Annotated in this window: 24 protein-coding genes; 18 read left to right on the top strand and 6 right to left on the bottom strand. The window is 62.8% G+C overall.

Going from position 1 to position 25,438, the window contains the following annotated elements:
• The first annotated feature begins 6 nt into the window (after positions 1–6).
• The 4 genes from ICI42_RS11680 to ICI42_RS11695 all read left to right on the top strand — a co-directional run bounded on the left by ICI42_RS11680 (position 7) and on the right by ICI42_RS11695 (position 4,835).
• On the top strand, positions 7–2,412 hold the full coding sequence (locus tag ICI42_RS11680) for a PIG-L family deacetylase (RefSeq protein WP_188164746.1): 2,406 nt from the start codon (positions 7–9) through the stop codon (positions 2,410–2,412).
• Positions 2,413–2,642: 230 nt separating this feature from the next.
• The gene (locus ICI42_RS11685) at positions 2,643–3,542 is read left to right on the top strand and encodes a DMT family transporter (protein ID WP_188164747.1); all 900 of its coding nucleotides are present in this window, start codon (positions 2,643–2,645) and stop codon (positions 3,540–3,542) included.
• Positions 3,543–3,651: 109 nt separating this feature from the next.
• Positions 3,652–4,179 carry an MbcA/ParS/Xre antitoxin family protein gene (locus ICI42_RS11690; protein ID WP_230980292.1) on the top strand — a complete coding sequence of 176 codons (528 nt, stop codon included), beginning with the start codon at positions 3,652–3,654 and terminating at the stop codon, positions 4,177–4,179.
• Positions 4,176–4,835 (top strand): RES family NAD+ phosphorylase, encoded by a 660-nt coding sequence (locus ICI42_RS11695; RefSeq protein WP_188164749.1) that lies wholly within the window; start codon positions 4,176–4,178, stop codon positions 4,833–4,835. The genes ICI42_RS11690 and ICI42_RS11695 overlap by 4 nt, the downstream gene beginning before the upstream one ends.
• Here the strand turns inward: ICI42_RS11695 and ICI42_RS11700 are convergent.
• On the bottom strand, positions 4,832–6,160 hold the full coding sequence (locus ICI42_RS11700) for an NAD(P)/FAD-dependent oxidoreductase (RefSeq protein ID WP_188164750.1): 1,329 nt from the start codon (positions 6,158–6,160) through the stop codon (positions 4,832–4,834). The genes ICI42_RS11695 and ICI42_RS11700 overlap by 4 nt on opposite strands.
• 134 nt (positions 6,161–6,294) lie before the next feature.
• On the opposite strand from ICI42_RS11700, the gene ICI42_RS11705 reads away from it, so the two are divergent.
• From ICI42_RS11705 to ICI42_RS11745, 9 genes are all read left to right on the top strand, one after another.
• The gene (locus ICI42_RS11705; RefSeq protein ID WP_188164751.1) at positions 6,295–7,236 is read left to right on the top strand and encodes a nucleoside hydrolase; all 942 of its coding nucleotides are present in this window, start codon (positions 6,295–6,297) and stop codon (positions 7,234–7,236) included.
• A 4-nt stretch (positions 7,237–7,240) separates the two neighbouring features.
• Positions 7,241–7,849 (top strand): TetR/AcrR family transcriptional regulator, encoded by a 609-nt coding sequence (locus ICI42_RS11710; RefSeq protein ID WP_188164752.1) that lies wholly within the window; start codon positions 7,241–7,243, stop codon positions 7,847–7,849.
• 17 nt (positions 7,850–7,866) lie between these two features.
• A complete protein-coding gene (locus ICI42_RS11715) occupies positions 7,867–8,967 on the top strand; it encodes a pyridoxal phosphate-dependent aminotransferase (RefSeq protein WP_188164753.1) in 1,101 nt (366 codons plus the stop codon).
• A 124-nt stretch (positions 8,968–9,091) separates the two neighbouring features.
• Complete coding sequence (locus tag ICI42_RS11720; RefSeq protein ID WP_188164754.1) at positions 9,092–9,985, top strand: ABC transporter substrate-binding protein; 894 nt, start codon at positions 9,092–9,094, stop codon at positions 9,983–9,985.
• A gap of 55 nt (positions 9,986–10,040) precedes the next feature.
• Positions 10,041–10,961: an amino acid ABC transporter permease gene (locus ICI42_RS11725; protein WP_188164755.1), complete on the top strand. Its 921-nt coding sequence runs from the start codon at positions 10,041–10,043 to the stop codon at positions 10,959–10,961.
• Complete coding sequence (locus tag ICI42_RS11730; protein WP_407945151.1) at positions 10,958–11,761, top strand: amino acid ABC transporter ATP-binding protein; 804 nt, start codon at positions 10,958–10,960, stop codon at positions 11,759–11,761. The genes ICI42_RS11725 and ICI42_RS11730 overlap by 4 nt, the downstream gene beginning before the upstream one ends.
• A 91-nt stretch (positions 11,762–11,852) precedes the next feature.
• Entirely contained in the window at positions 11,853–13,565 is a 1,713-nt protein-coding gene (locus ICI42_RS11735; RefSeq protein WP_188164756.1) for an AMP-binding protein, read from the top strand.
• A 136-nt stretch (positions 13,566–13,701) separates the two neighbouring features.
• Positions 13,702–14,055 (top strand): ArsR/SmtB family transcription factor, encoded by a 354-nt coding sequence (locus ICI42_RS11740; RefSeq protein WP_188164757.1) that lies wholly within the window; start codon positions 13,702–13,704, stop codon positions 14,053–14,055.
• A 5-nt stretch (positions 14,056–14,060) separates the two neighbouring features.
• A complete protein-coding gene (locus ICI42_RS11745; protein WP_230980293.1) occupies positions 14,061–14,681 on the top strand; it encodes an SRPBCC family protein in 621 nt (206 codons plus the stop codon).
• On the opposite strand, the gene ICI42_RS11750 is transcribed toward ICI42_RS11745, so the two are convergent.
• The 5 genes from ICI42_RS11750 to ICI42_RS11770 form a co-directional block, all read right to left on the bottom strand.
• Entirely contained in the window at positions 14,678–15,487 is an 810-nt protein-coding gene (locus tag ICI42_RS11750) for an enoyl-CoA hydratase/isomerase family protein (RefSeq protein WP_188164758.1), read from the bottom strand. The genes ICI42_RS11745 and ICI42_RS11750 overlap by 4 nt on opposite strands.
• 185 nt (positions 15,488–15,672) lie before the next feature.
• Positions 15,673–16,428 carry an IclR family transcriptional regulator gene (locus ICI42_RS11755; RefSeq protein ID WP_188164759.1) on the bottom strand — a complete coding sequence of 252 codons (756 nt, stop codon included), beginning with the start codon at positions 16,426–16,428 and terminating at the stop codon, positions 15,673–15,675.
• Positions 16,429–16,522: 94 nt separating this feature from the next.
• On the bottom strand, positions 16,523–17,611 hold the full coding sequence (locus tag ICI42_RS11760) for an extracellular solute-binding protein (RefSeq protein ID WP_188164760.1): 1,089 nt from the start codon (positions 17,609–17,611) through the stop codon (positions 16,523–16,525).
• Positions 17,612–17,639: 28 nt separating this feature from the next.
• Entirely contained in the window at positions 17,640–19,424 is a 1,785-nt protein-coding gene (locus ICI42_RS11765) for an ABC transporter permease subunit (RefSeq protein ID WP_188164761.1), read from the bottom strand.
• On the bottom strand, positions 19,421–20,581 hold the full coding sequence (locus ICI42_RS11770; RefSeq protein WP_188164762.1) for an ABC transporter ATP-binding protein: 1,161 nt from the start codon (positions 20,579–20,581) through the stop codon (positions 19,421–19,423). The genes ICI42_RS11765 and ICI42_RS11770 overlap by 4 nt, the downstream gene beginning before the upstream one ends.
• A 297-nt stretch (positions 20,582–20,878) precedes the next feature.
• On the opposite strand from ICI42_RS11770, the gene ICI42_RS11775 reads away from it, so the two are divergent.
• The 5 genes from ICI42_RS11775 to ICI42_RS11795 are packed head-to-tail and all read left to right on the top strand — an operon-like array spanning position 20,879 to position 25,428.
• Positions 20,879–21,679 (top strand): CoA transferase subunit A, encoded by an 801-nt coding sequence (locus tag ICI42_RS11775; RefSeq protein ID WP_188164763.1) that lies wholly within the window; start codon positions 20,879–20,881, stop codon positions 21,677–21,679.
• Positions 21,679–22,446, top strand: coding sequence for a CoA transferase (locus ICI42_RS11780; protein ID WP_188164764.1), 768 nt, complete (start codon positions 21,679–21,681; stop codon positions 22,444–22,446). Before ICI42_RS11775 ends, ICI42_RS11780 begins: the two co-directional genes overlap by 1 nt.
• A 13-nt stretch (positions 22,447–22,459) precedes the next feature.
• Entirely contained in the window at positions 22,460–23,674 is a 1,215-nt protein-coding gene (locus tag ICI42_RS11785) for a CaiB/BaiF CoA transferase family protein (protein ID WP_210317157.1), read from the top strand.
• 12 nt (positions 23,675–23,686) lie between these two features.
• On the top strand, positions 23,687–24,748 hold the full coding sequence (locus tag ICI42_RS11790; RefSeq protein WP_188164765.1) for a 2-hydroxyacid dehydrogenase: 1,062 nt from the start codon (positions 23,687–23,689) through the stop codon (positions 24,746–24,748).
• Positions 24,749–24,753: 5 nt separating this feature from the next.
• Positions 24,754–25,428: a class II aldolase/adducin family protein gene (locus ICI42_RS11795; RefSeq protein ID WP_188164766.1), complete on the top strand. Its 675-nt coding sequence runs from the start codon at positions 24,754–24,756 to the stop codon at positions 25,426–25,428.
• Positions 25,429–25,438 lie beyond the last annotated feature (10 nt).

Here is a 25,438-nt window from a genome sequence, read left to right on the forward strand (position 1 = left end):
ACTGCCATGCTGACCGCTCGCCAGCGCATCGAGAAACAAAGAGCTGCGCCCGCCCTCGTCCGGTTGCATCGGGCGCTCAGCCGTCTCAAATCCACCGTGACCATGATGAACACGGGCGCCCATCCCGACGACGAGCAGAGCGGGATGTTGGCCTGGTTTCGGCTCGGGCTCGGCATGCGTGTCATCGTCGCCTGCTCGACGCGCGGCGAAGGCGGCCAGAACGCGCTCGGGCCTGAGCGGTTCGGAGCGCTCGGCATGGTGCGCAGCCGCGAAATGGAGGAAGCCGCCCGCACCATGGACATCGACGTCACCTGGCTCGGCCATGGGCCGGAGGATCCGGTGCATGATTTCGGGTTTTCCAAGGATGGCGACGCCACCTTCCGCCGTTGGGGCGAGGTTCGCACCGTCGAGCGGCTGGTACGCGCCTATCGTACCGAACGGCCGGACATCGTCATCCCGACCTTTCTCGACGTGCCAGGCCAGCACGGCCACCACCGGGCCATGACGCGCGCTGCCGAAAAAGCCGTCGTTCTCGCCGCCGACCCAGATGCGTTTCCCGAGCATGCCAAGGAAGGCCTCAGGCCATGGCAGGTGGCGAAATATTATCTGCCGTCGTGGTCGGGTGGTGGCGGTACCTATGACGATGAGGTCCCCCCGCCTGAGGCGACCGTGACCGTCACGGTCAACGGGCGGGAGCCTGCTACCGGCGCGGAATACGACCGGATCGGCGAGTGGTCGCGCTATTACCACGCCTCGCAAGGCATGGGACACTGGCCGGCGGAAGCCGAGACGCAATGGCCGCTGCACTTGCTGTTGTCGCCGCGCGAAGCCCGCTATGAAAATTCCGTGCTTGATGCGTTGCCCGCGACGCTCGCCGCTTTGGCCGATGACGACGCGCTTCCCTATGGCCTCACCACGGCGCTAAGGGCGGCTGGCGAAGCCATCGATCAGGCTATCGCCGCCTTCCCGCATCGGCAGCAGATCGTTGCACATTTGTTGCGCGCCGCGCGCGAGGTCGGCGTCGCGCTTGCTGAAGCACCGGAAACCTTTCTGGCGCAGCACGGCCACCGGCTGGAGCGCAAGGTCAGGGAAATCGACGCCGCCCTGATCGAAACTGCCGACGTCTTCGATCGGGCAGTTCTTTCGCCCGCCGTCATCGCGCCGGGAGAAACAGCCGAACTGACCGTCGCGCTTGCGCCGGGTGCCGAAGACATCGTGGTTTCGGCCGAACCGGTGCTTCCCGAAGGTGTTTCGGCATCGGCGGAGAGCATTGGCTCCAGCAGTCGGATGTTTGAACTGCAGGCTGGGGATGACGCCGCCTTCTCGCCGCTTTATACCCCGTCCTGGTCCGCATTGGGCGGCAACGGTCCGGCCTTCATTCGCTTGGCGGCGGAGTTCGAAGGCCATACCGCGAAGGCCGATTTCGACCTCGAGGAGCCCTTCGCCGTCCTGCCCGCCAGTTCCGTCACGATGGAGCCGGAAGCCTTGATCGTTCCGCTCGACGGCTCGGTGCGGCAATGGCCGGTCCGCTCGATCGTCAGCGGACGTGCCGCTGATGTCTCGCTATCCGCCGGCGACGGCTGGTCGCTGGTGAAATACGGCGGTGGACTGGTGCTGAAGGCACCAAACGCTCTGTCACCCGGCTTGACCGTCGTCACACCGTCCATCGACGGACGCCCGGCGTTTCGTCTGACACCGATTGCCTACCCGCATGTCGGGCGCATCGTCCACACCCAGCCCGAAACGCTGCGTGTCCTAGCGCTGGATCTCAAGCTGCCGCACGGCGCCCGCATCGGCTATGTCGGCGGCGGCGCCGACCGTGTGGGTCTCTGGCTGTCCCGCATGGGTCTCGACGTGGTCGAGATGGATGCGCGCATGCTGGCCGGTGATCTGTCGCAATTCTCCACCGTTGTGGTCGGCATCTTCGCGTTCGGCCTCCGCCCGGATCTGGCGGCGGCGACGGAACGGCTGCATCGGTTCGTCGAGGATGGCGGGCACCTCGTGACGCTTTATCATCGGCCGTCCGACGGCTGGAACCCGAATGCAACGCCGCCGCGCCGGCTGGAGATCGGTTCGCCCTCGCTGCGCTGGCGCGTGACCGATCCGAACTCGGAAGTGACGGTGCTCGAACCCGACCATCCGCTGCTGACCGGACCGAATGTCATCGGCGAGCAGGACTGGAGCGGCTGGGACAAGGAACGCGGGCTTTATTTCGCGGCGCGCTGGGACGAGGCCTATCTGCCGTTGCTGTCGATGCATGACGCCAACGAGCAGCCTTTGACCGGAGCGCTGATCTCCGCCCGGATCGGCCAGGGTCGGCATACCCACACCAGCCTTGTGCTGCATCATCAATTGGACAAGCTTGTGCCTGGCGCCTTCCGGCTGATGGCCAATCTGGTCCAGCCGGCATAGGTTGCGAGAGCTATCATGCGGCACAACTCCCCCTCACCGCCTCGCTGCGCTCGGCATCTCTCCCCCACCTTGTGGGGGCGAGGAACCCACGTTCTGCGAAGAATGTGCCTTGCGAGGCAACGGTTCCTCTCCCCCGGGCAGGGGGAGAGGCGGTTTGCGAAGCAAATCGGTGAGGGAGTGCTTAGACCAAATGCGATAGCCCTGCCATCATGGGGTGTGTGCGGAGCATCATGACCGAGACCGCCTCGCCCGACCGCAAAAAAACCAACCGTGAAGGCGTGTTGTGGGTGCTGGCCGACATGGTGCTGGTGTCGGGTGGGATGACGGCGTTGGTAAAGGCGCAGGGCATCACCTATCCCGCCTTTCAACTCGTCTTCATCCGTTCGCTGATCGGGCTGATGTTCATCCTGCCGCTGATCTGGCGGCATCGCAGCGCCATGCTTGCGGTCAAGCATCCCTGGCAGAACATCTCGCGCATTTCCTGCAACGCCATCGCCTTGACCAGCCAGTTCCTCGCCTACACCATGCTGCCGCTTGTGGTCGTCAACGCCATCAGCTTTTCGCGGCCGCTGATCACCATGGCCATGGCGGTGCTGATGCTGGGCGAAACGGTCACGCGGCTGCGCTGGATCGGTGCCGGGCTTGCTTTCGCCGGGGTGCTTTTCATGCTCGCGCCCGGCGGTGTGGAGTGGAACCTTGGTCTGCTCGCAGTCTTTGCGACGGTCATCTTCGGCTCGCTCGCCATCATCCAGACGCGCATGCTGCGCGACGAAAACACCACCGTGATGATGGTGTTCTACACCGTCGGCCTTGCCGCCATCACAGCGGTTCCCGCGCTTTGGGTCTGGAAGCCGGTTGCCGCTATGGACTGGATCCCGCTGCTCGCCATCGGCTTTCTGGCGCAGGCGGGGCAATACTGCTTCCTGCGTGCATACCGCATGGCCGACGCCAGCGTGCTCGCTCCCATCGGTTATCTCTCGATTGTCGTGGTCACCGTCAGCGGCTATCTGTTCTTCGACGAGGTGCCCGAACCGCGAATCGTGGTGGGCGCCGTTGTGGTCCTGGCAGCGTTGCAGGCAACTGCATGGCTGGAACGGCGACGCGAACAACGAGCAGCGGCAGAACGTTAATAGCCTCCCTCTATTTCATTGCAGATCAACACCATCCAGTTGCTTCTAGGCCAACTTGCAAAAGTCCAGATTTGGACTATATTCTGTTTTTGGACGAATGGAGTTGGTGATGCCAACCAGACAAGCAGCAGCGTTGCGAGAGATTGAGAGCGGTCCCGCGACTCTCGACGCCTCGCGCTTTTCCGCCGTCAACCGGCGTCGGCTGAGCGCCCCTGCCCTGCGAACCTTTCTTGCCATCGCCGATCTATGGGGACTGGACGAACAGCAGCGGCTGCTCATTCTCGGCCTGCCGTCGCGCTCAACCTATTACAATTGGGTCAAGGCGGTGCGCGAACATCGTGACGTCACGCTCGACGTGGACGTTCTGCTGCGCATTTCGGCTGTCTTCGGCATTCATCAGGCGCTCGGCGTGTTGCATGCGACCGAAGCTGCCGGCGTGAACTGGCTGAAAACGCCACACGGCGCCACGATCTTTGGCGGACAGCAACCCTTGCGGCTGGTGACCTCGGGCACGCAGGATGGGCTGATGACGGTTCGCCGGTTCCTCGATGCCGCGCGCGGCGGTCTTTATATGCCGCCCAACGAAGCAGACGAGGGCTTTACGCCCTATACCGATGCGGATTTGATCGTCTCTTGAAACTGTCGCCTGCCCCGCAGCCGGCCTACCGGCTGATCCCGTCGCGCTTTCCGCCCATCGGCCTGTTCGATTCGGTCGCCACGGCAGCCGACCTGCAAGCCGTCATGGAACTCGCCGGCTGGACCAACGACCGGCTCGTTTCCGAACGGATCGACCGGCTGCCGGAAAGCGAATGGGTGTATGGCCGGCCCAATTCGAGCATCGTCATGGCGACCTTCCTGCATGTCGCCCCCGGCGGCAGCCGCTTCAACGGGCCTGACCTCGGCGCCTGGTACGCGGCTGCGACGGTGAAGACGGCGATGGTCGAGGTCGCCCACCATATGCGGCGCGAAGCGGTAGCTACCGGGAGTGCTCAACTGAGCCGGACCTTCCGCACCTACACCGCCACCCTGTCCGGGCGCTTTGTCGACATCCGCGGCGCTGATATGCCCAATGTCTACGATCCCAAGGATTACACAGCGTCGCAGCGCTTCGGCGAAGCCGTGCGCGCCGATGGCGACGACGGCATCCTGTTCGACAGCGTTCGCCTTGCCGATGGCATCAATGCGGTGGCCTACCGGCCGAGCAAGATCCTCAATGTGCTGCAGGCCGATCATTACGAGATCACCGTGCAGGCCGCGTCCAAACAGATCCACGCGCGACTGCTGACAAGCTAGACGCCAGTGGTCGGCCTGTGGCGGGTCCCGTCGATGAAACGCTCGTAGCGAAACGGTTTCGGATCGACCAGAGGCGTGTCGCCCGTCACCAGATCGGCAACAAGACGGCCCGCGGCCGGCCCGATGCCGAAGCCATGGCCGGAAAACCCCGTTGAAATGACAAGACCGGGGACCGATTCGACCGGCGCGATGACCGGAACGGCGTCGGGCGTGGCATCGATATAGCCCGCCCAGCGCTGCACGAGCGGAACGCCTTTCAGGAAAGGAAACACTGCCTCCATGTTCGACCGGGCGCGCTGCAGAAGCTTGGCATCGGGCGCGGGGTCGAGCGTCCGGTTGGCTTCATAGACGCTCTGCTCGCCGCCGGTCGCAGGCAGCAGTCCGGCATGGCCGTTCAGGAACGGCGTGCCAAAACGCAGGCCGACATCGCGCCAGTTGCCTTTCAGCAGCGGCAGGAAATCGCCGAGGAAACGGAAGCTCGCCGGAACGATGTCGTGATAATTGGTCCTGCCATCGGCGATGGTGTATCCGCCGTCCAGCCTCTTTCTGTAGGCGTAGCCGTTTGCCCAGGCCGCACCGTCCGGCCCGCCCTCGACAGGTGCTGTGCGCATCACCGAGGCGCGCACCGTCAGCTGCGGCATGCGTAAGCCGAGATCGGCGCACAACCGGCTTGACCAAGCACCGCCCGCGATGACCACGGCCGTCGCGCGGATGGTGCCCTGCTCCGTGACGACACCGCTGACCCGCCCGGCCTGCCGTTCGATGCTGCGAACCGCGCAGTTCTGCACGATTTTGGCGCCCGCGCGTTGCGCTGCCTTGGCGATGGCTGGTGCGGCCTTTTGCGGTTCCGCACGACCGTCGCTTTCCGTGTAGAGCGCTGCCTTGTAGCCGCGCTGCCCACCGGGCAGAAGCGCCGCCAGCTCCCTGCCTTCGATGATCCGGCTGTCGAGGGCAAAATCGCCGGCACGGCGCAGCCAATCCTGGTTGTGGGCTATGTCGGTGTCGGTTTCGCTGAGATACAGGATGCCCGAACGGCGGAAGCCGACATCCTCGCCGACCGTCTGCTCCATGCCGTCCCACAGCTTCAGCGCCTCAACGACGAGCGGCAGTTCGCGCGGGTCGCGGCCCATGCGCCGGCACCACCCCCAATTGCGGCTGGACTGTTCGCCCGCGACATGGCCCTTCTCGCACAGCACGACGGACACGCCTCGCCGGGCTAGAAACAAAGCCGTGCTGACGCCGATGATGCCACCGCCGATGATGACCACATCGGCCGATTGAGGAATGCCCCCCGCAGCCGGCACTGGATCGACGGGAGGTCCCATCCGCACATCTCCACACCCATAAAACGGGATTCGCGACCCCTTGAAAATACAATACAGTGCTGTATGGTTTTTAGAAAGAGCCTGGCTTTTCCCGCGAGCCGGCAAAACAGCGAACATGGGGACTGCGACAGACAATGCCGCCGCGCAAGATCATCATCGACACCGATCCCGGCCAGGACGACGCGTTTGCGATTCTGTTCGCGCTCGGCTCGCCGGAGCTTGAAGTGGTCGCGCTGACGGCGGTCGGCGGCAATGTCCCGCTGGCGCTGACGGCGCGCAATTGCCAGCAACTGGTTGAGCTCGCAGGCCGTACCGACATTCCCGTCTATGCCGGCTGCTCGCGGCCGATGGTCAAGCCGTTGAAGACGGCGGAATATGTGCACGGCCCCACCGGCATCGACGGCTGCGTGCTGCCCGAGCCGTCGAAACCGTTGCAGGACATGCATGCGGTGAATTTTCTGGTCGAGGCGCTGATGACGGCGCCCGAAGGCGAACTGACTGTTTGCACGCTTGGGCCGATGACCAATCTCGGCATGGCCATGGTGATGGAACCGCGCATCATCCCCCGCATCCGCGAGGTCGTGCTGATGGGCGGCGGTTTCTTCGAAGGCGGCAACGCCACGCCAGCGGCGGAATTCAACATCTGGGTCGATCCGCATGCCGCCCATGTCGTGTTCGATTCGGGCGCGCCGGTGACGATGGCCTCCATCGACTGCACCTACACCGCGCAGATGACTCCGGAATGGCTGCAGTCGTTGCGTGCTCTGGGTACGCGCTCGGCCGTCGAGGCCGCCAACATGGCCGATTTCTACCGCAAATACGGCTCACACAAGTTCCCCACAGAGGCGCGGCCGATCCACGACGCCTGCGTCACCGGATATCTGCTGGCGCCGCATCTTTATGAACGCAAGCAGTGCAACGTGACCATCGAACTGATGTCTCCCGAGACGATAGGCATGACGGTGGTTGACTGGTGGGACGTTACCGGTCGCCGCAAGAACTGCAACGTGTTGCGGCGGATCGATGCGGATGGGTTCTTCGCCCTGATGCTCGATCGTTTCGCCAACCTGCCCTGACGTCATGGCCGAAGCGCAACCCAAGAGCCAGCAGAAAGCCCGCTCCGGCGAAGCGCGCAAGACCTTGTCGCGCGAAGCCTGGATCGATGCGGCCATCTACGCTCTGGAACGCAAGGGCATTGCCAACGTCAAGATCGACCACCTGTCGCGCCAGCTGAAAGTTACCCGCGGCAGTTTCTACTTTCATTTCAAGAACCTGAAGGATTTGCTTAACAGCCTTCTCATCGAGTGGCGGCAACGCAATTGCGCGCCGTTCCGGGCTCTGGCGGTCGAGACGGTGACGGACGGGCAGGCTTATTTCGATGCCGTCACCGGCGTCTGGATCCGTGAAGACCCGTTCAGCCCGAAACTCGACCTCGCCATACGCGATTGGGCGCGCAGTTCGGCAGCCGTGGCGCGTGAGCTTCGCGACCAGGACGACTTCCGCATGGAACTGTTGGTCAAGGCGTTCGCAGCTTTAGGATACGACAGAGATGAAAGCCTGATCCGCGCCCGCGTCACCTACTTCCAGCAGATCGGCTACTACACCACCCATTTCAAGGAACCGCCCACCGAACGAAAGCGGTTCCGGACCCTCTACACCAAGATCCTGATCGGCCCTGCCTACCGCTGACGATTGCGAGGACCAAGATGTCATTGCCCGTGCCCTATCTCTCCGCAAAGACGCTGACGGTGGTCAAGTCGATCGACACGTCCGGTGCCGCGCGCGTGGTCAATCTCGGCCTCAACGAAAGCTGGCTCGGACCCGCCCCCGGTGTGGTCGACGCGCTGCAGCGCACTGCTGCCGACGTGCACCGCTATGCCGATCCGGCGTGCAGCACGATGCGCATGGCCATCGGCCGCCAGTTCGGGCTCGATCCTGCCCGCATCGTCTGCGGCAACGGCTCGGAGGAGTTGCTCGATGCCATCGGCCGCGTCTACGCACGCGCTGGCGACGAGATCCTGTTTCCGGCCTACTCCTTCCTGCAATTCGCCATCGTCGCTTACCGCATCGGCGCCAGGGCGGTGGAATCGCCGCTCGGGCCGGACTTTTCCGTCGACATCGACGCGCTGCTCGCCGCGGTGACGCCGGCAACGCGCGTCGTCTTCCTCGCCAATCCTAACAACCCGACCGGCGTTGCCGTTCCAATGGAAGAGGTTGCGCGGCTGGCGCGGGAGCTGCCGTCCAACATCGTTCTTGTGCTCGATTGCGCTTATGCAGAATATGTCGACCCCGCAGATGGCGCCGAAGCCTTCGCGATCGCCGACCGCCACCCCAATGTCGTGGTCACGCGCACCTTCTCCAAGGCCTATGGCATGGCGTCCGCCCGAGCCGGATGGGGCTACGGCCATTCGGCTGTCGTCACCGCCCTCAACAATGTGCGCGGCATTGGCAACGTCAACGGCATGGCGCAGGCCGCAGCAACCGTGGCGATAGCGCAGCAGGACTTCATCGCCACCGTGCGTGAGCGCACCGCCGAAGGCCGCCGCCATCTCGAACAGGGGCTGATTGCGCTCGGTTTCGAGGTCGCCCCAAGCGAGGCGAACTTCGCCTTTGCCAGATTGCCCGGCGCAGACGCCGGCTGGGCGGCGGCGACCGTGCTTCGGCTCGCCAAGCGCGGCTACGTCATTCGTTCGAACGAGGATTACGGCCTGCCTGAATGGCTGCGCATCTCCATCGGCGACACGGCCGATATCGATGCGTTGCTGGAACTAATGCGACAGGAACTGCCGATGCGCGCTTCGGCATGATGCCTAGATTCAATAGCCTAGAGCGTCCGTTCGGACGCACGGCGCGCTAGGAATGCGAGGCTGGATCGAACCAGACACGGGAACACGTATCGGCAGGATGGATATGCCGGTGCGGAAATTGAAAATGACTTCAAACAATGAGGAGGCTCTCTTGACCTATCTGACATCCAAACTGCGCCACGCGGCGTTCGCTCTCACCACAGCCGCCGTTCTCGGCGGCGCGGGCATCGCCAATGCGGCGGAATTGCCAAAATCGCCTGAAGTGGCGGAAACCGGCAAGCTGCTCATCGCCAACACGCTGGAATATGCGCCGTTTGAATTCATCGCCGAAGACGGCAAACCGGTCGGCATCAACATCGAACTGGCCCAGGAAACTGCCAAGCTGCTCGGCGCCGAGTTCGAAGTCACCCGCATCCCCTTTCCCTCGATGATCCCCGGCCTCGCCGCCGGCCGTTTCAAGGTCGCCTGGGAAACCTTCGCAGCGACCGAAGAGCGGCTGAAACAGGTCGATTTCGTCATGTTCATCAAGTCGGGCATCGTCGCTTCGACCACGCCGGACAAGGCTGAGTCCTTCAAGGGTGAGAACAATCTCTGCGGCAAGCGCCTGGGTGTCATCGGCGGCGCGGTGTCGGATTTCATTGCCGACCGCGTCAATGAGGAATGCAAGACCAAGGGCCTGCCGGAACTGACCAAGAGCGTGTTCCCCGAAGGCAAGGATATCATCCAGGCCGTGCTGTCCGACCGCATCGATGCGCGTCTCGACGATGCGACGGCCTCGGGCTATTTCGAGGTGACCAGCAAGGGTCAGCTCGTCGTCGTGCCTGGGCTCTATGACGTCGCGCCGCTCGGCATCGCGATCCCCAAGGGCGACAAGGAGACAGCCGAAATGCTGCGCGCCGCACTCGAGGAACTGATCAAGAACGGCACCTACAAGGCGATCATGGAAAAATACGGCATGACCAGCGCCATGATCGAAGAGGCCTATGTCGTCGACGCCGCCGACAAGATCCGCAAATAATGCGACTGGCCGGCAAGGTTCACGCCTTGCCGCCCAATTTTTCGAGGACGGCTCCATGAGCAGGGCAGAAACCCAAACGCCGGTCGAGGATCTCGTCGTCGTGCCGATCCGCCATTACGGGCTCTGGATCGGCACCGCGATCACGCTGGTCCTGTTTTACATCGTGGCCAAGGCGTTGGCGACGAACCCGGCCTTCGACTGGCCGACGGTGGGCAAATATCTATTCCACCCCTCCATCATGCGCGGCCTCGGGCAGACCTTGCTCCTGACGGTCATCATCATGACGCTGTCGGTGATCATCGGCGCAATCGTTGCCATCATGCGTCTGTCGCCGAGTAAGATTCTCAACGCATTTGCCGGCGCCTATGTGTGGTTCTTCCGTGGCGCTCCGGCGCTGATCCAGCTGATTTTCTGGTTCAACCTGTCGCTGGTGGTGCGCGAGATATCGCTGACCCTGCCCTTCCTCGGCACGCTGTTTTCGCTCCGGACCAACGACTTCATGACGCCTTTCGTGGCGGCGGTGATTGCGCTGTCATTGCATGAGGCGGGCTATATGGCCGAGATCGTGCGCGCCGGCATCAAGTCGGTTCCCGGCGGCCAGGCGGAGGCCGCGGGAAGCCTGGGCATGAACCGGCGGCTGGTGCTGCGCCGCATTACCTTGCCGCAGGCGATGCGCTTCATCGTGCCGCCCACCGGCAATGAGACCATCAATCTGCTCAAAACCACCTCGCTGGTCACCATCATCGCGGTGGACGACCTGCTCTATGCGGCGCAGAGCATCTATGCCCGCACCTTCGAGACCATCCCGCTGCTGATCGTGGTGGCCTTCTGGTATCTCTTCGTGGTGACGATCCTGTCGATCGGGCAGCATTACATCGAACAATATTATGGCCGCAGCGACCAGCAACAGGGCGTTTCAAAAAGGCGGTTGATGCAACGCGTGTTCGGCATCGGACGCATGGCGAGGCCGGCATGAATTCGAAAGCGATAAACCAGGTGCGCTTCGGCGTGCCCGACGATTCGATGGTGTTCGCGCGCGGCGTGCGCAAATCCTTCGGCACGCTGGAAGTTCTGAAAAGCATCGACATCGATGTGCCCAAAGCCTCCGTGGCCTGCATCATCGGACCGTCCGGTTCCGGCAAAAGCACCTTCCTGCGCTGCATCAACCATCTCGAAGAGGTCAATGGCGGGGTGCTCCTGGTCGACGGCGAGTTCGTCGGCTATGATCTGCGCGACGGTAAGCTCTACGAGGTCAAGGACAGCCTGCTCTGCAGGCGCCGCGCCGATATCGGCATGGTGTTCCAGTCGTTCAACCTGTTCTCGCATATGACGGCGCTGGAAAACCTGATCGAGGCGCCGATGATGGTCAAGGGCCTGTCGCGCCGCGAGGCGACGGAGAAGGCGCATGTCCTGCTCGAACGCGTCGGCCTCGGCGGCAAGGCAGACAACTACCCGCGCCAGCTTTCCGGCGGGCAGCAGCAGCGCGTTGCCATTGCGCGTGCGCTGGCGATGAACCCGAAGGTGCTTCTGTTCGACGAGCCCACCTCAGCGCTCGATCCCGAGCTTGTCGGGGAGGTGTTGCAGGTGATGCGCGACCTTGCCGAAAGCGGCATGACGATGGTCGTCGTCACGCACGAGATCGGTTTCGCGCGCGAGGTCGGCGACCAACTGATCTTCATGGACCAGGGCGTGGTGGTGGAGCGCGGTACGCCGCGCGAGATGATTGCCAACCCACAGTCGCCGCGCACGCAGGAGTTCTTGTCGCGGGTGCTGTAACCGGGGTTTTTGCCGCGAGAGGTCCGTTGCGGGTGGCCAAGCGTTTTTGCGATGTGATATCGCCACCCGCGACACCGGAGTGATATCGCCCATGCCAGACAGCAGCCCCAAAGCGCGCTTCATCGCGGACAGCCGGCTGGTGGAAGAAAGCCTGCCGGGCGGCGGGGTGGTCTGGCGCAATTCCATTGCCTTGCCGGACCAACGTCCCGACATTTTCGACCGGCTCGTCGGGTGGGCAGCCACGGTGCCAGATCGTCCGCTGCTGACAGAGCCATCGGCCAATGGGCGGCGTTCGCTCACCTATGGCGAGACGCTGGCAGGCGCGCGCAAGCTGAGACGGGTACTCGAACAGGCCCATGGCCTGTGCAAGGGCGATGCCGTTGCGAGCCTGGTACCGGCCGGCATCGATGCGCTGCTGCTCAAGCTGGCCTGCCTCGCCGGCGGCTTCGTGCATATCGCACTGCCGCCGTTTCCGTTTCGCGACGGCGGCGACAACGAGGCCGCGCAGTCACTGCTGGAAGCACTGCCGCCAAAACTGCTTGTTGCGCCGCAAGGCCATGTCGCGGTCGATACACTGTCTGCCATCAGCATTGCCGATCTTTTGGCAGCCAATGCCGAAGGGCTTGACGGGGACATCCCGCACGCCCCCCACGATTGGGCAGCGGTGTTCTTCACGTCGGGCAGCACCGGCGCTCCCAAAGGCGTGCCGATCACGCGCGGTATGATCTCATCCAACCAGGCCGCCATCGCCGCTCTGTGGCCGTTCCTGACGGAGGCGCCGCCGGTTCTGGTCGACTGGCTGCCTTGGCATCACGTTTTCGGCGGGCTGGACAACATCTTCAAGATCATCTGGAACGGCGGCACAATGCATGTCGATGCGGCACCCGGCCCCAAGACCATGGCGGCGAGCATCGCGCTGATGCAGGAGGTCGAGCCGACGCTGCATATCGGCGTGCCGCTTGGCCTGCGCCTGCTGCTCGACCGGCTGGAAACCGACGGGGAGGCCGCGCAGGCGTTCACCAAAAAGCTGAGGGCGATCTTCTTTGCCGGTGCCGGCATCGACGCGGAGCTGTGGCGAAGGCTGGCAGAATTCCGCGATGCGCAGGGCACGTTCGAAATCCTGTCCGGCTATGGCGCAACCGAGGCTGCCTCGACCATCTGCCTGTCGCCCGCGCCCTTGGAACGGCCCGGCGAACTCGGCCATCCCCTCCCCGGCCACCGCATCAGGCTCGCCGAAATGGACGGCCGCACGGAATTGCGCGTAGCCGGGCCAAACATCGCACCCTGCTATCTGATCGGTGGAAAACGGGTGGCGCTGCCCGTTGACGAGGACGGTTTCTACCGTACGGGCGACGCGGCAATCCTGCGTTCTCGCGCCGACGGCATACCGGTCTTCGCCTTTGACGGGCGGCTGGCGGAAGACTTTAAGCTGTCCAGTGGCGTGAAGGTCCGCACAGGGCCGCTGCGCGCGGGTCTTCTGGCTCAGTGCGCTCCGTTGGCCGACGACATCGTCGTGGCGGGCGAAAACTGCGAGCGGCTGGTCGCGCTGGTGTTTCCGTCACGACAGAGTGCCGATACAGTGGACCTTTTGGAGAAACTGGCCGAGCGCATCGGCGAATGGAACGCGGCAAACAGCTCGAGTTCGACGCGCATCGCCCGTTTCGATGTCGCATCCGAGCCTGCCGATCGCGCGCAGGGCGAATTGTCCGACAAGGGCCAGATCGTGCAGTCGCGCTATCTGCGCAACCACCAGCGGCGCTTCGAGGCTCTGCAAGCGGGCGAAGGCCACGCACCGACGAGATAAACCCACTCGTAAAAGTCTTCGATATCAGTTGTTTAGGCCTCGCGTGGGTGTATATCCGCGCTCCTTTCAGTTCGGTCGTCGAAGGAAATTATACCGAACGGTTTACAATAGCAGAATTCCAGTTATATTAAACCACATGGTTGAACAATCCGCACATCTCGACGCCGTCTTTCACGCTCTATCCGACCCCACGAGGCGGGCCATGCTCGGTCATCTGGCCGAGCGGGAGAGAACCATCGGAGAGTTGGCAACGCCGTTCCGCATGACGCTGGCGGGGGCATCGAAGCATGTTCGGGTGCTGGAGCGCGCGGGGTTGGTGACACGCATGATCAGGGGCCGAACCCATCTCTGCCGCCTACAGGCCGAACGTCTCGCCGAAGCCGATGCATGGCTCAGGCATTATGAGCGCTTCTGGAACAACAGCCTCGATATTCTCGAAGACCTCTTGCGCGAGGATGACCGCAAAGAAACTGAAACCAAGGAAGGATGAGTGCCATGGATACGATGATTGACACGAGCAGGCGGCGCGTTGGCGCCGAGCCTTACGGAACCATGCCGGCCCCGGCGACGGTCAGGATCGAGCGCCTTTTGCCCGGCACTGCCGATCGCGTCTGGGCTTATCTGACGGAGTCCGAAAAGCGAAGCAAATGGCTCGCGGCAGGGCCTTTCGACCTCATGGCAGGCGGAAAAATCGAGCTTACATTCCGCAACAACAACCTGTCGGAAGACGCGCCTCGGCCCGTCACGTCAGCCGATGGCATCGACCATTTGCTGCAAGGCAAGGTTCTGCACTGCGAGCCGACCAAGCTGTTGGTCTTCACCTGGGGTGTCGAGGAAAACGCCTCGGAGGTCACGTTCGAACTGTCGCCCGAGGACGGCAATACGCGCCTTGTCGTCACGCATCGGCGTCTGTCCGGTCGCGGTCAGCTGCTTGGCGTTTCCGCCGGCTGGCATGCGCATATCGGCATTCTCATTGATGTCCTGTCCAACGAGAAGCCGCGCAACTTTTGGTCGGAACATGCCAAGCTGGAACAGGCTTACAAAGAGCTTTTCCAGAGTAGCCAATATACGGCCCCGAAAACAAACGATGCGTCGGGGCCGTATCGACAAGGCTAGTCGAGATCCTTGAACGGCTTTTCGCGGATGTCGAGGAACTCCTTGAGGGAACGATCCTTGAGCAGGCCCATCCAGTGCTTGCCTTCTTCGGAAGCGTGCAGGATCGCGGTGGTTTCGCGGTTGTAGGTCCAGGAGCTGTTGAGCCCGGACGTTTCCTGCTGGTGGTTGAGGGCTGCCTTGGCGAACTTGATCGCCGCACCGGGCATGCGGGCGCATTTGCGGGCAAGCTTCTCGCTTTCCGCCTTGAGCTGGTCGCGCGGCACCGCCTTGTTGACGAGGTGGATGCGCTCGGCCTCGCGTCCGTCGATGAGGTCGCCGGTGTACATCAGCCGGCGCGCATGCACCATTGGCACCGTCCAGGGCAACATCAGCGTCGGCGGCGCGGAGACGTGCCGCACTTCAGGCTCGCCGAGCATCGCGTCTTCGGCTGCGATTACCATGTCGCAGCACATCATCAATTCCAGACCGCCGGCCAACGCATAGCCGTTGACGGCTGCGATGATCGGGATCGGCGCATCGTGCAGCAACTGCATGCGACGCATATTGGCGCCGATGTCCTCGCGCCACTGCTCGGCATTCATCTCGAAGTCCTCGCCGCCGAGGTCGAAGCCGGCGGTAAAGGCGCGGCCCGCGCCGGTGATGATCACAGCACGCACTTCAGGATCGGCGACGGCACGCTTGACGGCAGCCTCCAGCGCGTCGCCCAGCGCCTGGTTCATCGCGTTCATCTTGTCTGGACGGTTGAGCGTCAGGGTAACGAAAGCGTCCTGCTCATCCTTTTCCCACAATACCAATTCGCTGCTCATCGAGGTCTCCTTAGGCAAATTTCTGTCCACGACGCAGCGCGGATCTGTTTTTGATCGGCAGCAAGATCGACGGTCGACAGACGCCGTTGCTCCAGCCGTCTAATCACATATAAGTTTGACAAATATTGCAAGGGAAAGGCGCCGCTCTCCGTCATCAAACGGCTGGTCCAGCCTGGCTTGAGAATTTACCCCCGTCTAGGGCGGCCCAGCGCGGTCTCGATAGAGCGCGCGGCTTCGACGACATAGGGCGAAAAGTCCTTGAGCTGCTTGCGCTTGATGCGCGAGTCAGGCCCCGACATGCCGATGGCTCCGACGAGATCGCCGGATGGTCCGAGAATGGCGCAGGCTACGGCCGCTATGCCCTCGCGCCATTCGCCATGCAGAACGATCGCGTAGCCGTTGCTGCGCGCGGAAGCCACGTCTTCTCTCAGCTCTTCAAGCGAGGCTCTGGATGTCGCGGTGTAGGGTTTGAAATGCGGCACGAAGCGTTCCAGATGGCTGTCGGGCTTGTGTGCCAGCATGGCCTTGCCAGTGGCGACCGACCAGGCCGGTGCGCGCTGGCCGACGCGGGTGTGGGCGCGAATGTGATGCTCGCTTTCTATCTTGTCGAGATAGATGACGTCGGTATCGTCGAGGACGGACAGATGCACCGTCTCGCCGGTCTGCTCCGCCAGCCTGGTCATCGCGGGCCGGGCTACGGCCACCAGATCCATGCGGCGAATGACGTGGCTGCCCAGTTCCCACAGGCGTGTGGTCAACTCGTAGGTGCTGTGCGGCGGAATCTGGCGCACATAGCCCTGCTGCTGCAACGTCGTCAAAAGACGATGCACGTTGCTCTTGGTGTATTTGAGTTCGGTAGCGAGATCGGTCACGCCACGCGGTGTTTCGCTTACCGCGAGCGCCTCGATCAGCCGCAATCCCTTGATGAAGGCCTTGTCCATAAGCTGGCCTCTTAGAACAAAATCAGTCTCTGTTCCATCATTCGGAACAGAAAAACGGCCGCGCCGTATTCGACGCGGCCGCAGGCGATGCCGATTACTTGGCCAGAAGCGCGTTCAGTTTTTCCTGGCCGTATTCTTCGTTGGTCGAACGGCCGTCCTCCGACTGGGCACCCCAGTAGTCAGGGCTCCAAGCGATGGCCTTGGCGATGTTGTCGGGGTTGTTGGCCCAAAGACGGCTGACATCCTTCGGCGCAGCCTCGTAAACCAGCGGCGACGGCAACGCGACCGGATATTCCTGCGTCAGCGCAGCGGCGCGTTCCGCGTCGAGGCGATAGGAGAGCAGCTTCAGCGCGTTCTCGTAGTGCGGAGCGCCCTTGGGGATCGAGAAGAAGTCGTAATAGACGAAGCCATCGTTCCAGGTCATGTCGACGGGGGCGCCTTCGACGACGACGAGGTTGTTGATGCGGCCGGCATAGGCCATGCACATGTCGGCTTCACCGTCGAGCAGCAGTTGAGGAGCCTGAGCGGCTGTCGTCCACCACTTGGAGACGTGCGGCTTGATCTCTTCGATCTTCTTCAGAGCGCGCTCCATGTCGATCGGATAAATCTTTTCCTTTTCGACGCCATCGGCCATCAGCGCGGCTTCGAAGACAAAGCGCGGCCATGCCGGCAGGCAGCGCGTGCCAGGGAACTTTTCGACGTTCCAGAAGTCGGCCCAGTTCTGCGGAACCTCGCCGGTGTATTTCTCCGTGTTGTAGGCAAGCGCGACGCCGATAACCTGCAGGGCAACGCCCTTCGGCCTCTTGAGATTGTCCGGCATGGTGGCGAGCGTCTTCTGGGCGCTTTCCGATAGCTTGGTGTAGTCGATATCGGCCAGGCAGCAATCGCCGAGCAGCTTGGTTTCCTGATCGAAGATGAAGGTCAGGTCCCATTCGGTCTTGCCGGCGTCGACCTGCGCCTTGATGCGCGGACCGCTGCGGGCTTCCTGAACTGTCACCACCTTGATGCCGGTCTCTTTCTCGAACGGGTCGTACATGATCTTGCGCAGCGCTTCGCCATAGGCTCCGCCCGGATCCTGCATGATGACCTCGTTGCTTTGCGCGGCGGCACCGTGCGCGGCAGCGAAGTAGATGGCTGCGGCGGCCACGCCGCCTGCCAGTTTTCCGAAGAATTTACATTGCATTTCAGTCTCCTCCAAAGAACCGTTGTTGTTAAGCGAGAGCTTTCGAACGGCCCGCGAGCACGGGCCGGGCAAGGGCGATACCGCCGACGACGAGCAGAACCTCAAGCGTCGACACCACAGCCAGAACCGGATTGAGCTGGTAGTTGACATCGGCCCAAAGGCGCAGCGGAAGTGTCTTGAGCTGGGCGCTGGACAGAAACAGCGACAGCACAAGTTCGTCGAACGAATGCAGGAAGGCGAAGAATGCCGCCGCCGCCATGCCGGGAGCTATCGCCGGCAAGGTGACGGTGCGGAATACGGTGAGCGGCGATGCGCCATGGACGGCCGCTGCCTGTTCGAGGCGGCGATCCACGCCCTGCAGGCTCGCCGCCATGATGACGACCACCAGCGGCAGACCGCCAATGGCATGCGCCGCCGCCAGCCCGCCCATCGTGCCGGCGAGATCGGTGCGCAGGAAAAGGCTGTAGAGCGAAAGGCCCAGCACCACGGGTGGCACAATGACCGGGCTGACCAGCAGAAGCATAATGGCCGACTTGCCCTTGATCGAGCTCCGCACGATGCCGAGTGCCGCCATGACGCCAAGTGTGACCGCGAAGACCGCCGACATGGCTGCGATGATCAGCGAGTTGGTGAACGCGGTCATCCACTCCGTGTCGGAGAAGAATTTCTCATACCAGCGCAGCGAAAAGCCGGGCGGCGGGAAGGTCAGGAAGCTCGCCTTGCTGAAGGACAGGATCATAACGACTACGATCGGCACGGTCAGCATCATCAGCACGAAACCGCCCAGCGCGCGCACGGTCCAGGTGCCGGTATTCACAGGCATGCGGCTGAGCAGCCGCATCAGCGGCCAGCCGATCCCATCGGCGATTTTCGCCGAGAGCGCCCCGCCCGTCCAGCGGCCGGGATGCCGTTGTTTCGATGGCTTGGTGCTGTCGCTGAGCTTGTTTCCGCCCCAGATGAACTCGAAGCCGAGGAAGCGTCCGGCAATCGCCACGACGACCAGCGTGATGACCAGAAGCACCACGGCGAGCGCCTGCAGAAAGCCTTCGCTGGTTGCGAAATCGGCCTGCTGGGTGATGTGCATGGCAAACATCTGGTCGCCGGGCCCACCCAGAAGCGTCGGCGTGATGAAGAAGCCGAGGGCTGTGACGAAGACGAGAAGGAAGCCAGCGCCCATGCCGGGCAAGGTGAGTGGCAGCAGCACACGCCAGAACACGGCGAGCGGGCCGGCGCCGGAAGCTTGCCCCGCGCGAACGAGGCTCGGGTCCTGGCGGGCGATGCTTGAATAGATGCTGAGAACCATCAGCGGCAACAGAACCGCCGTCATGCCGAGCAGCACCGAGCCACGGTTGAACAGTAGCTGTGCGGGCTGGTCAAAGATGCCGAGCGCCACCGCGAGCTTGTTGATCGGCCCATTCTTGCCCAGAAGCACCATCCAGGAATAAGTGCGGATCAGGATGGCAATGAAGTAGGGAAGCACCACCGCCGTGGCGATGACTGCTTGCCGCCAGCCGCTCGTCTTGTGGATCAGAAGTGCGGTGGGATAGCCGAAGAACAGGCACAGCAGCGCGACCGTGAAGGAAATCTGCATGGTGCGGACGAGCGAGTCCCAATAGAGCGATACGGCAAAGACACGCTCGAAATGGACGCTCCAGCTCGATCCGCTCATGCTGATGCGGAACAGGTCGAACAGCGGCAGCAAATAGATGAAGGCGAGGAAGGCAGCCGCGGGCAGAAGCAGCCAGGCCGGGTCCTTGAGGCGCTCTGACAGGCTGACCGTCGGGCCTGCCGTGTGGACGGCGGTCGCGCTCATGGCAGCACCCAGCAGTCTTCGGCGCGCCAGCTTGCATAAAGCTTGTCGCCCGGCGCCGGCAAGGCACGGTCGGCGCTATCGGTGCAGCGGATCAACAGCCGCTCCCCGCTCGCCGTCTCGGCCTCGATGCGAAGGATTTCACCCAGGAAGATCGCCGACCGAACCACCACCGGCAAGGCGCTGGCATTGGGCGTTGTGCTGATCGAGATGCGCTCGGGACGAACCAGGACGGTAGCGCGGCCGACGTCGAGCGAACTGCGGCTCTCGGCGCTGAAGACATAGCCTTCCTGATTCTTGAGCGTCATCGTCGTGCCGCGCTTCTGGACGATCTCGGCATCGATGAGGTTGGATTCACCCACGAAGGACGCGACGAATTTGGTCGCCGGGTGGCGGTAGATTTCCACCGGCGTCGCCACCTGCACGATCTTGCCGGCGTCGAGAACGGCGATGCGGTCGCTCATCGTCAGCGCCTCGCCCTGGTCGTGGGTGACGAACAGAATGGTGCTGCCCAGGCGCTGATGCAGGTCGCGGATTTCGATCTGGATGGATTCACGCAGGCGCCGGTCGAGCGCGCTGAGCGGCTCGTCCATCAGCACCACTTTGGGGCGGCGCACGATGGCGCGGGCAATCGCCACGCGCTGCTGCTGGCCGCCGCTCATCTGCGAGGGCAGCTTCGCGGCGTGCTCGGATAAGCGCATGATATCCAGGGTCTCGGCGACGCGGCGCTCGGTCGTCTCTCGGTCAGCGCCTGCCATGCGCAAGGGAAAGGCAACGTTCTGCGTCACCGTCATGTTGGGAAACAGCGCATAGCTCTGGAACACCATGCCGAATCCGCGCCGGTGCGGGGGAACGTTGTGGACCGGCTTGCCGTCGACCAGGATCTCACCGCCGTCCAGCTTCTGGAAGCCTGCGACGAGGTTAAGGAGCGTGGTCTTGCCGCTGCCGCTGGGACCGAGCAGCGTGATGAACTCGCCGGGTTCGACATCGAGGCTGATGTGGTCGGCAGCCGTGAAGGCGCCGTAGGTCTTGACGACGTCGCGAATGGTAATGCTGCTGCCGATCGCGGATGCCGCGCGTGTATCGGAGCCGGACTCGGTTCGCGGACCGCCAACGGAACCGTCGCGCCGCGCCGAGCGCATCGCCAGAATATCAGCCATTTTTCTCCTCCCGATTGTTCTACATTATAGAACAACATTCCGTATTCATCTTCGTTGCCGGCTTGGCGCTTGTCAAGCGGCAGTAGAAGACATCTTCAAAGACATTAAATTTCAATGACTTCGTGGTAATTTCGGCGCGAGACGCTGTTCATGATTACCCTTGGAGATTGACACAAAACCAAAATCGACGCTATTCTGAATTCCAGAATTTTGTTCTATATTTTGGAACAAGCGGAGGACATCGTTCCTTTCAGGACGGTGCGGAAGAGGCTACTCTTCCGAGGGAGGTTTTAGTCGATGTCTGACCTGCGCAAGATGGCGCGGCTTGTCGAGTCGGGAATGCGCGTGGCGCTTCCGGTCGACTATGCCGGCGTTTCCATGGCGATGACGCGTCCGCTGATCGAGCGCGGAGCCGGCAATCTCGACCTCGTCTGCGTTCCCACCGGGGGCTTGCAGGTCGATATGCTGGTCGGCGCCGGACTGGTGCGTTCTGTCGAAACCAGTGCGATGTCGCTGGGCGAAGCAGGCGGAGCGCCGCGCTTCAACCAGGCCATCAAGGACGGAGCCATCGTCATCCGCGATGCCACCTGCCCTGCCATTCATGCGGGCCTGCTGGCGGCGCAGAAAGGTTCGCCCTTCGTGCCGATGCGCGGCCTGATCGGTACGGACGTGCTGAAGAACCGCTCCGACTGGAAGGTGATCGACAATCCGTTCGAGGAAACCGCCGATCCGATCGTCCTCATCCCCGCGATCAAGCCGGACGTCGCCATTTTCCATGTTCCGCTTGCCGACCGCCACGGCAATGTCTGGATCGGACGCCGGCGCGAGCTCGCCGCCATGGCATATGCCTCGGCAATGACGCTGGTCACCGCCGAACGCATCGTTGACGACAGCCTGCTGGCCGACGAGACCACAGCCGCCGGCACCTTGCCCGCGCTCTATGTAACCCAGGTTGCTGAAGCCAAGCATGGCGCCCGTCCCTACGGTCTGTGGGGCGAATATCCCGCCGACACACAGGAACTGCTGCGCTATGCGCGGGAAGCGCGTACGGCCGAGGGCTTTTCCGCTTATATGCAGACATCAGCGGAGGCCGCGTGATGTCGCCTGCCCTGCCGCGTGAAATTCTGATCTGCACCATCGCTCGACTGCTCGACGGCGTGCGCCACGTCGCGGTTGGCGCATCGTCGCCCATTCCGGCGGCCGGCGCGATGCTTCTGCGCGCCCTGAAGGAAAGTGCGGGTGCTGCTCCCGTCAAGATCTCTATCCTTGGCTCGGTAGAGCATAATTTCTTCACCAACGGCTCCGCCGAGCTGTTCGACTGCGCCGGCCAAGGCCGCATCGACGCGTTTTTCCTCGGTGGCGGCCAGATCGATGGGCACGGCAATGTCAATCTCGTCGGCGTCGGCGACTATCCGCGCTCCAGCGTTCGCTGGCCCGGCTCCTTCGGCGCCGCCTATCTTTATTTCGTCGTACCTCGCGTCATCCTGTTCCGCGAGGAGCACACGCCGCGCGTCTTCGTCGACAAGGTCGATTTCATCAGTGCTCCTGGCACCAGCGAGCCTGGCGTCTACCGCACTGGCGGCCCCAAAGCTCTGCTCACCAGCAAGGGGCTGTTCAGCTTCGACAAGGAGAAAGCCGGTTTCCGTCTCGAAAGCGTCCATCCCGGTCATGATCTGGCGGAAATCCAGGAGGCGACTGGCTTCGGCTTCGACCACGATGCCAAGCCCTCGCAAACGCCGACCCCCTCGCCCGAGGTTCTTTCCCTGCTGCGCGGGCGGGTTTTGGACGAATTGAGCGAAACCTATCCGGAGTTCGCCGCACAGATGCGCCAGACGCTCACCGAGCGCGAGCCGGTCGCATCCTAGGAAGAATGCAATCATGGAAGGACAGTCAATGACCATGCGGGGCTCTCTCGCCAACATCAAGGTGATCGACGCCAGCCGCGTGCTGGGCGGTCCCTATGCCGGTCAGGTTCTGGCCGACCATGGCGCTGATGTCATCAAGATCGAACCGCCTGCGGGCGACGAGACGCGCGGTTGGGGTCCGCCCTTCCTCGACGGTACCGCCAGCTATTTCCTCGGCCTGAACCGCAACAAGCGCGGCATGGCGCTGGACATGTCGAAACCGGCAGGACAGGAGCTGCTTCTGCGGCTGCTGGAAACCGCCGACGTCTTCATCGAGAACTTCAAGGCCGGCACGCTGGAGCGCTGGGGCCTGACGCGCGAGGAACTGCAGACACGCTTCCCGCGCCTGATTCATTGCCGGGTCTCGGGCTTTGGCAGCGACGGGCCAATGGGCGGCCTTCCCGGTTACGATGCGGCAATCCAAGCATCCTGCGGCATCATGAGCGTCAATGGAGAACTAGGCGGCGACCCGCTGCGCGTCGGCCTGCCGGTGGTGGACATGGTGACGGGCCTGAACGCTGTCATCGGCATCCTCATGGCGCTGAACGAACGCGTTGCGAGCGGCAAGGGCCAGTTCGTCGAGACTGCGCTCTACGATTGCGGCGTCTCGCTGCTGCATCCGCATCTGCCCAACTATTATCTGTCGGGCAAGGTCGCGAAGCCCTCGGGCAATGCCCACCCCAACATCTGCCCATACGATACCTTTGCCACCGCGACCGACCCGATCTTTCTGGCCGTGGGCAACAACCGTCAGTTCGAGATCCTCTGCCAGATCATCGGCCGGCCCGACCTGCCGCAGAACCCGCTCTTTGTCAGCAATGGCGAGCGCAACGTCAATCGCGACGCGCTGAAGGTCGAGCTGGAAAAGGGTCTGGCGAGCCATGAATGCAACGAACTCGTCGATACGCTGATCAAGGCAGGCGTGCCCTGCGGCGCCGTGCGCACGATCGACCAGGTGGTGGCCGACGAACACACCATCCATCGCGAGATGATCGTCGACATCGACAATTATCGGGGCACCGGCAGCCCCATCAAAATGTCGCGCACGCCTGCAAGCTACCGGCTGAAACCGCCGCAATTCGCAGAACATACGCAGGAAATTCTCGACGAATTCGCAGTCGACGGCAAGGCTCTCGAAGAGGTCCTGCCCGGGCTTGACCAACCGCCGCTCAAAACCCGCACGGCTTAAGGAGAGGACATCATGGACGACGCTACGCTCTCCAAGACGTTGACGATCGGCATCATTGGCGATGGCTTCATGCAGCCGGTCTTTTTCGAAAACGCGCTCTCGCGCCGGCTTGCCGGACATGCCGTCACCTACAAGCATATGATGCTCGACTGGCCGCTGAAACTGGTTTCCACCAAGCAGGATCCCGATCTGCCGATCATCGAATTCCTCGGCAGGCCCGAGGACTATTTCGACTTCATCGCGGGACTCGACGCGCTGGTCGTGCATCTGGCTCCCGTCACCGCAGCCAGCTTCGATCACGCGCCAGACCTTAAGATCGTGGCGGTCTCGCGCGGCGGTCCGGTCAATGTCGATACCGCCGAGGCGAAGCGGCGTGGGGTGACCGTCATCAACACACCGGGCCGCAATGCATCGGCCGTGGCCGAATTCACGGTAGCCTCCCTTCTCGCCGAAACCCGCAACCTGATCCGCGGGCATCTCTCTGTGGCCAGCGGCGAATTCCGCCGGGAGTTCTATCACTTCGACCACACCGGGCCGGAACTTTGCGAACTGACGGTCGGCATCATTGGTTATGGTGACATCGGCACGCGCGTCGCCCGCCTGCTGCGACCCTTCGGCTGCAAGATTCTGGTCGCCGATCCCTTCAAGGAACTGACGGAGGAAGATCGCGCCGCCGGGATCGAAAAGGTTTCGTTCGACGATCTTCTGGCGCAATCCGACGTGGTGACCTTGCACCCCAAGGTAACGCCTGAAACCAAGGGAATGATCGGCCGTGCCCAGATCGAGGCGATGAAGCCGGGCTCCTATCTGGTCAATACGACGCGCGGAAAGGTGCTCGACTATGCGGCGCTCTACGACGCCCTCGTTTCCGGCCACATAAGGGGCGCAGCGCTCGATACCTTCGATCCCGAGCCGCCTCCCGCCGATTGGCCGCTGCTGAAACTGCCCAACGTGACACTCTCGCCCCACATTGCCGGCGCATCGCGTTTCTCCGCCCTCAAGGCTGCCGATATGATTGCCGAGGACATCGGCCGCATCCTCGAAGGCCAAACACCACTCTATCCCGCAAGGTAAAGATTATGAGCGAAGAACTCGCCCTGAGAACCGAACTGATCGAAGCCTGCCGCAGCATGAACCGGCTCGGCATCAACAAGGGCACCTCCGGCAACATCAGCGTGCGCCATGGCGACGGTTTCCTGATCTCGCCGACCGGAATTCCCTATGACAAGCTGTTGCCCGAACATGTCGTGGCGATGCGCTGGGATGCGACCTTCGAAGGCGACGTATTGCCGTCGAGCGAATGGCGCTTCCACCGCGACATTCTGCAGGCCCGGCCCGATCTGAACGCGGTGGTCCACACCCACTCGACCTATGCGACGACGGTCTCCATCCTCGGCAAGCAGATTCCGGCGATCCATTACGCCATCGCATCCGCAGGCGGGCCGACCATCCGCTGCGCTCCCTATGCGATTTTCGGCTCGCAGGAACTGGCCGACAATGTGGTCACCGCGCTGGAAGGCCGCCGCGCCTGCCTGCTGGAGCATCACGGCGTCATCGCTGCCCACGTCTCCATCGCGCGTGCCCTTGCTCTGGCCGTCACGGTCGAGGAATTGGCGCATCAATATCTGCTGTGCCTGCCCTTTGGCGAGCCGCCGGTATTGTCGGACGCGCAGATGGCTGAAGTGGGCGAGAAATTCAAGACCTATGGCCAGCAGTCGCCCAAGGCGCTGACCGGCCTGCGCCAAGCCTCCTGATCGACGCAAA

The organism is Oryzicola mucosus (assembly GCF_014534685.1).
In the GTDB taxonomy this organism is placed as follows: domain Bacteria; phylum Pseudomonadota; class Alphaproteobacteria; order Rhizobiales; family Rhizobiaceae; genus Oryzicola; species Oryzicola mucosus.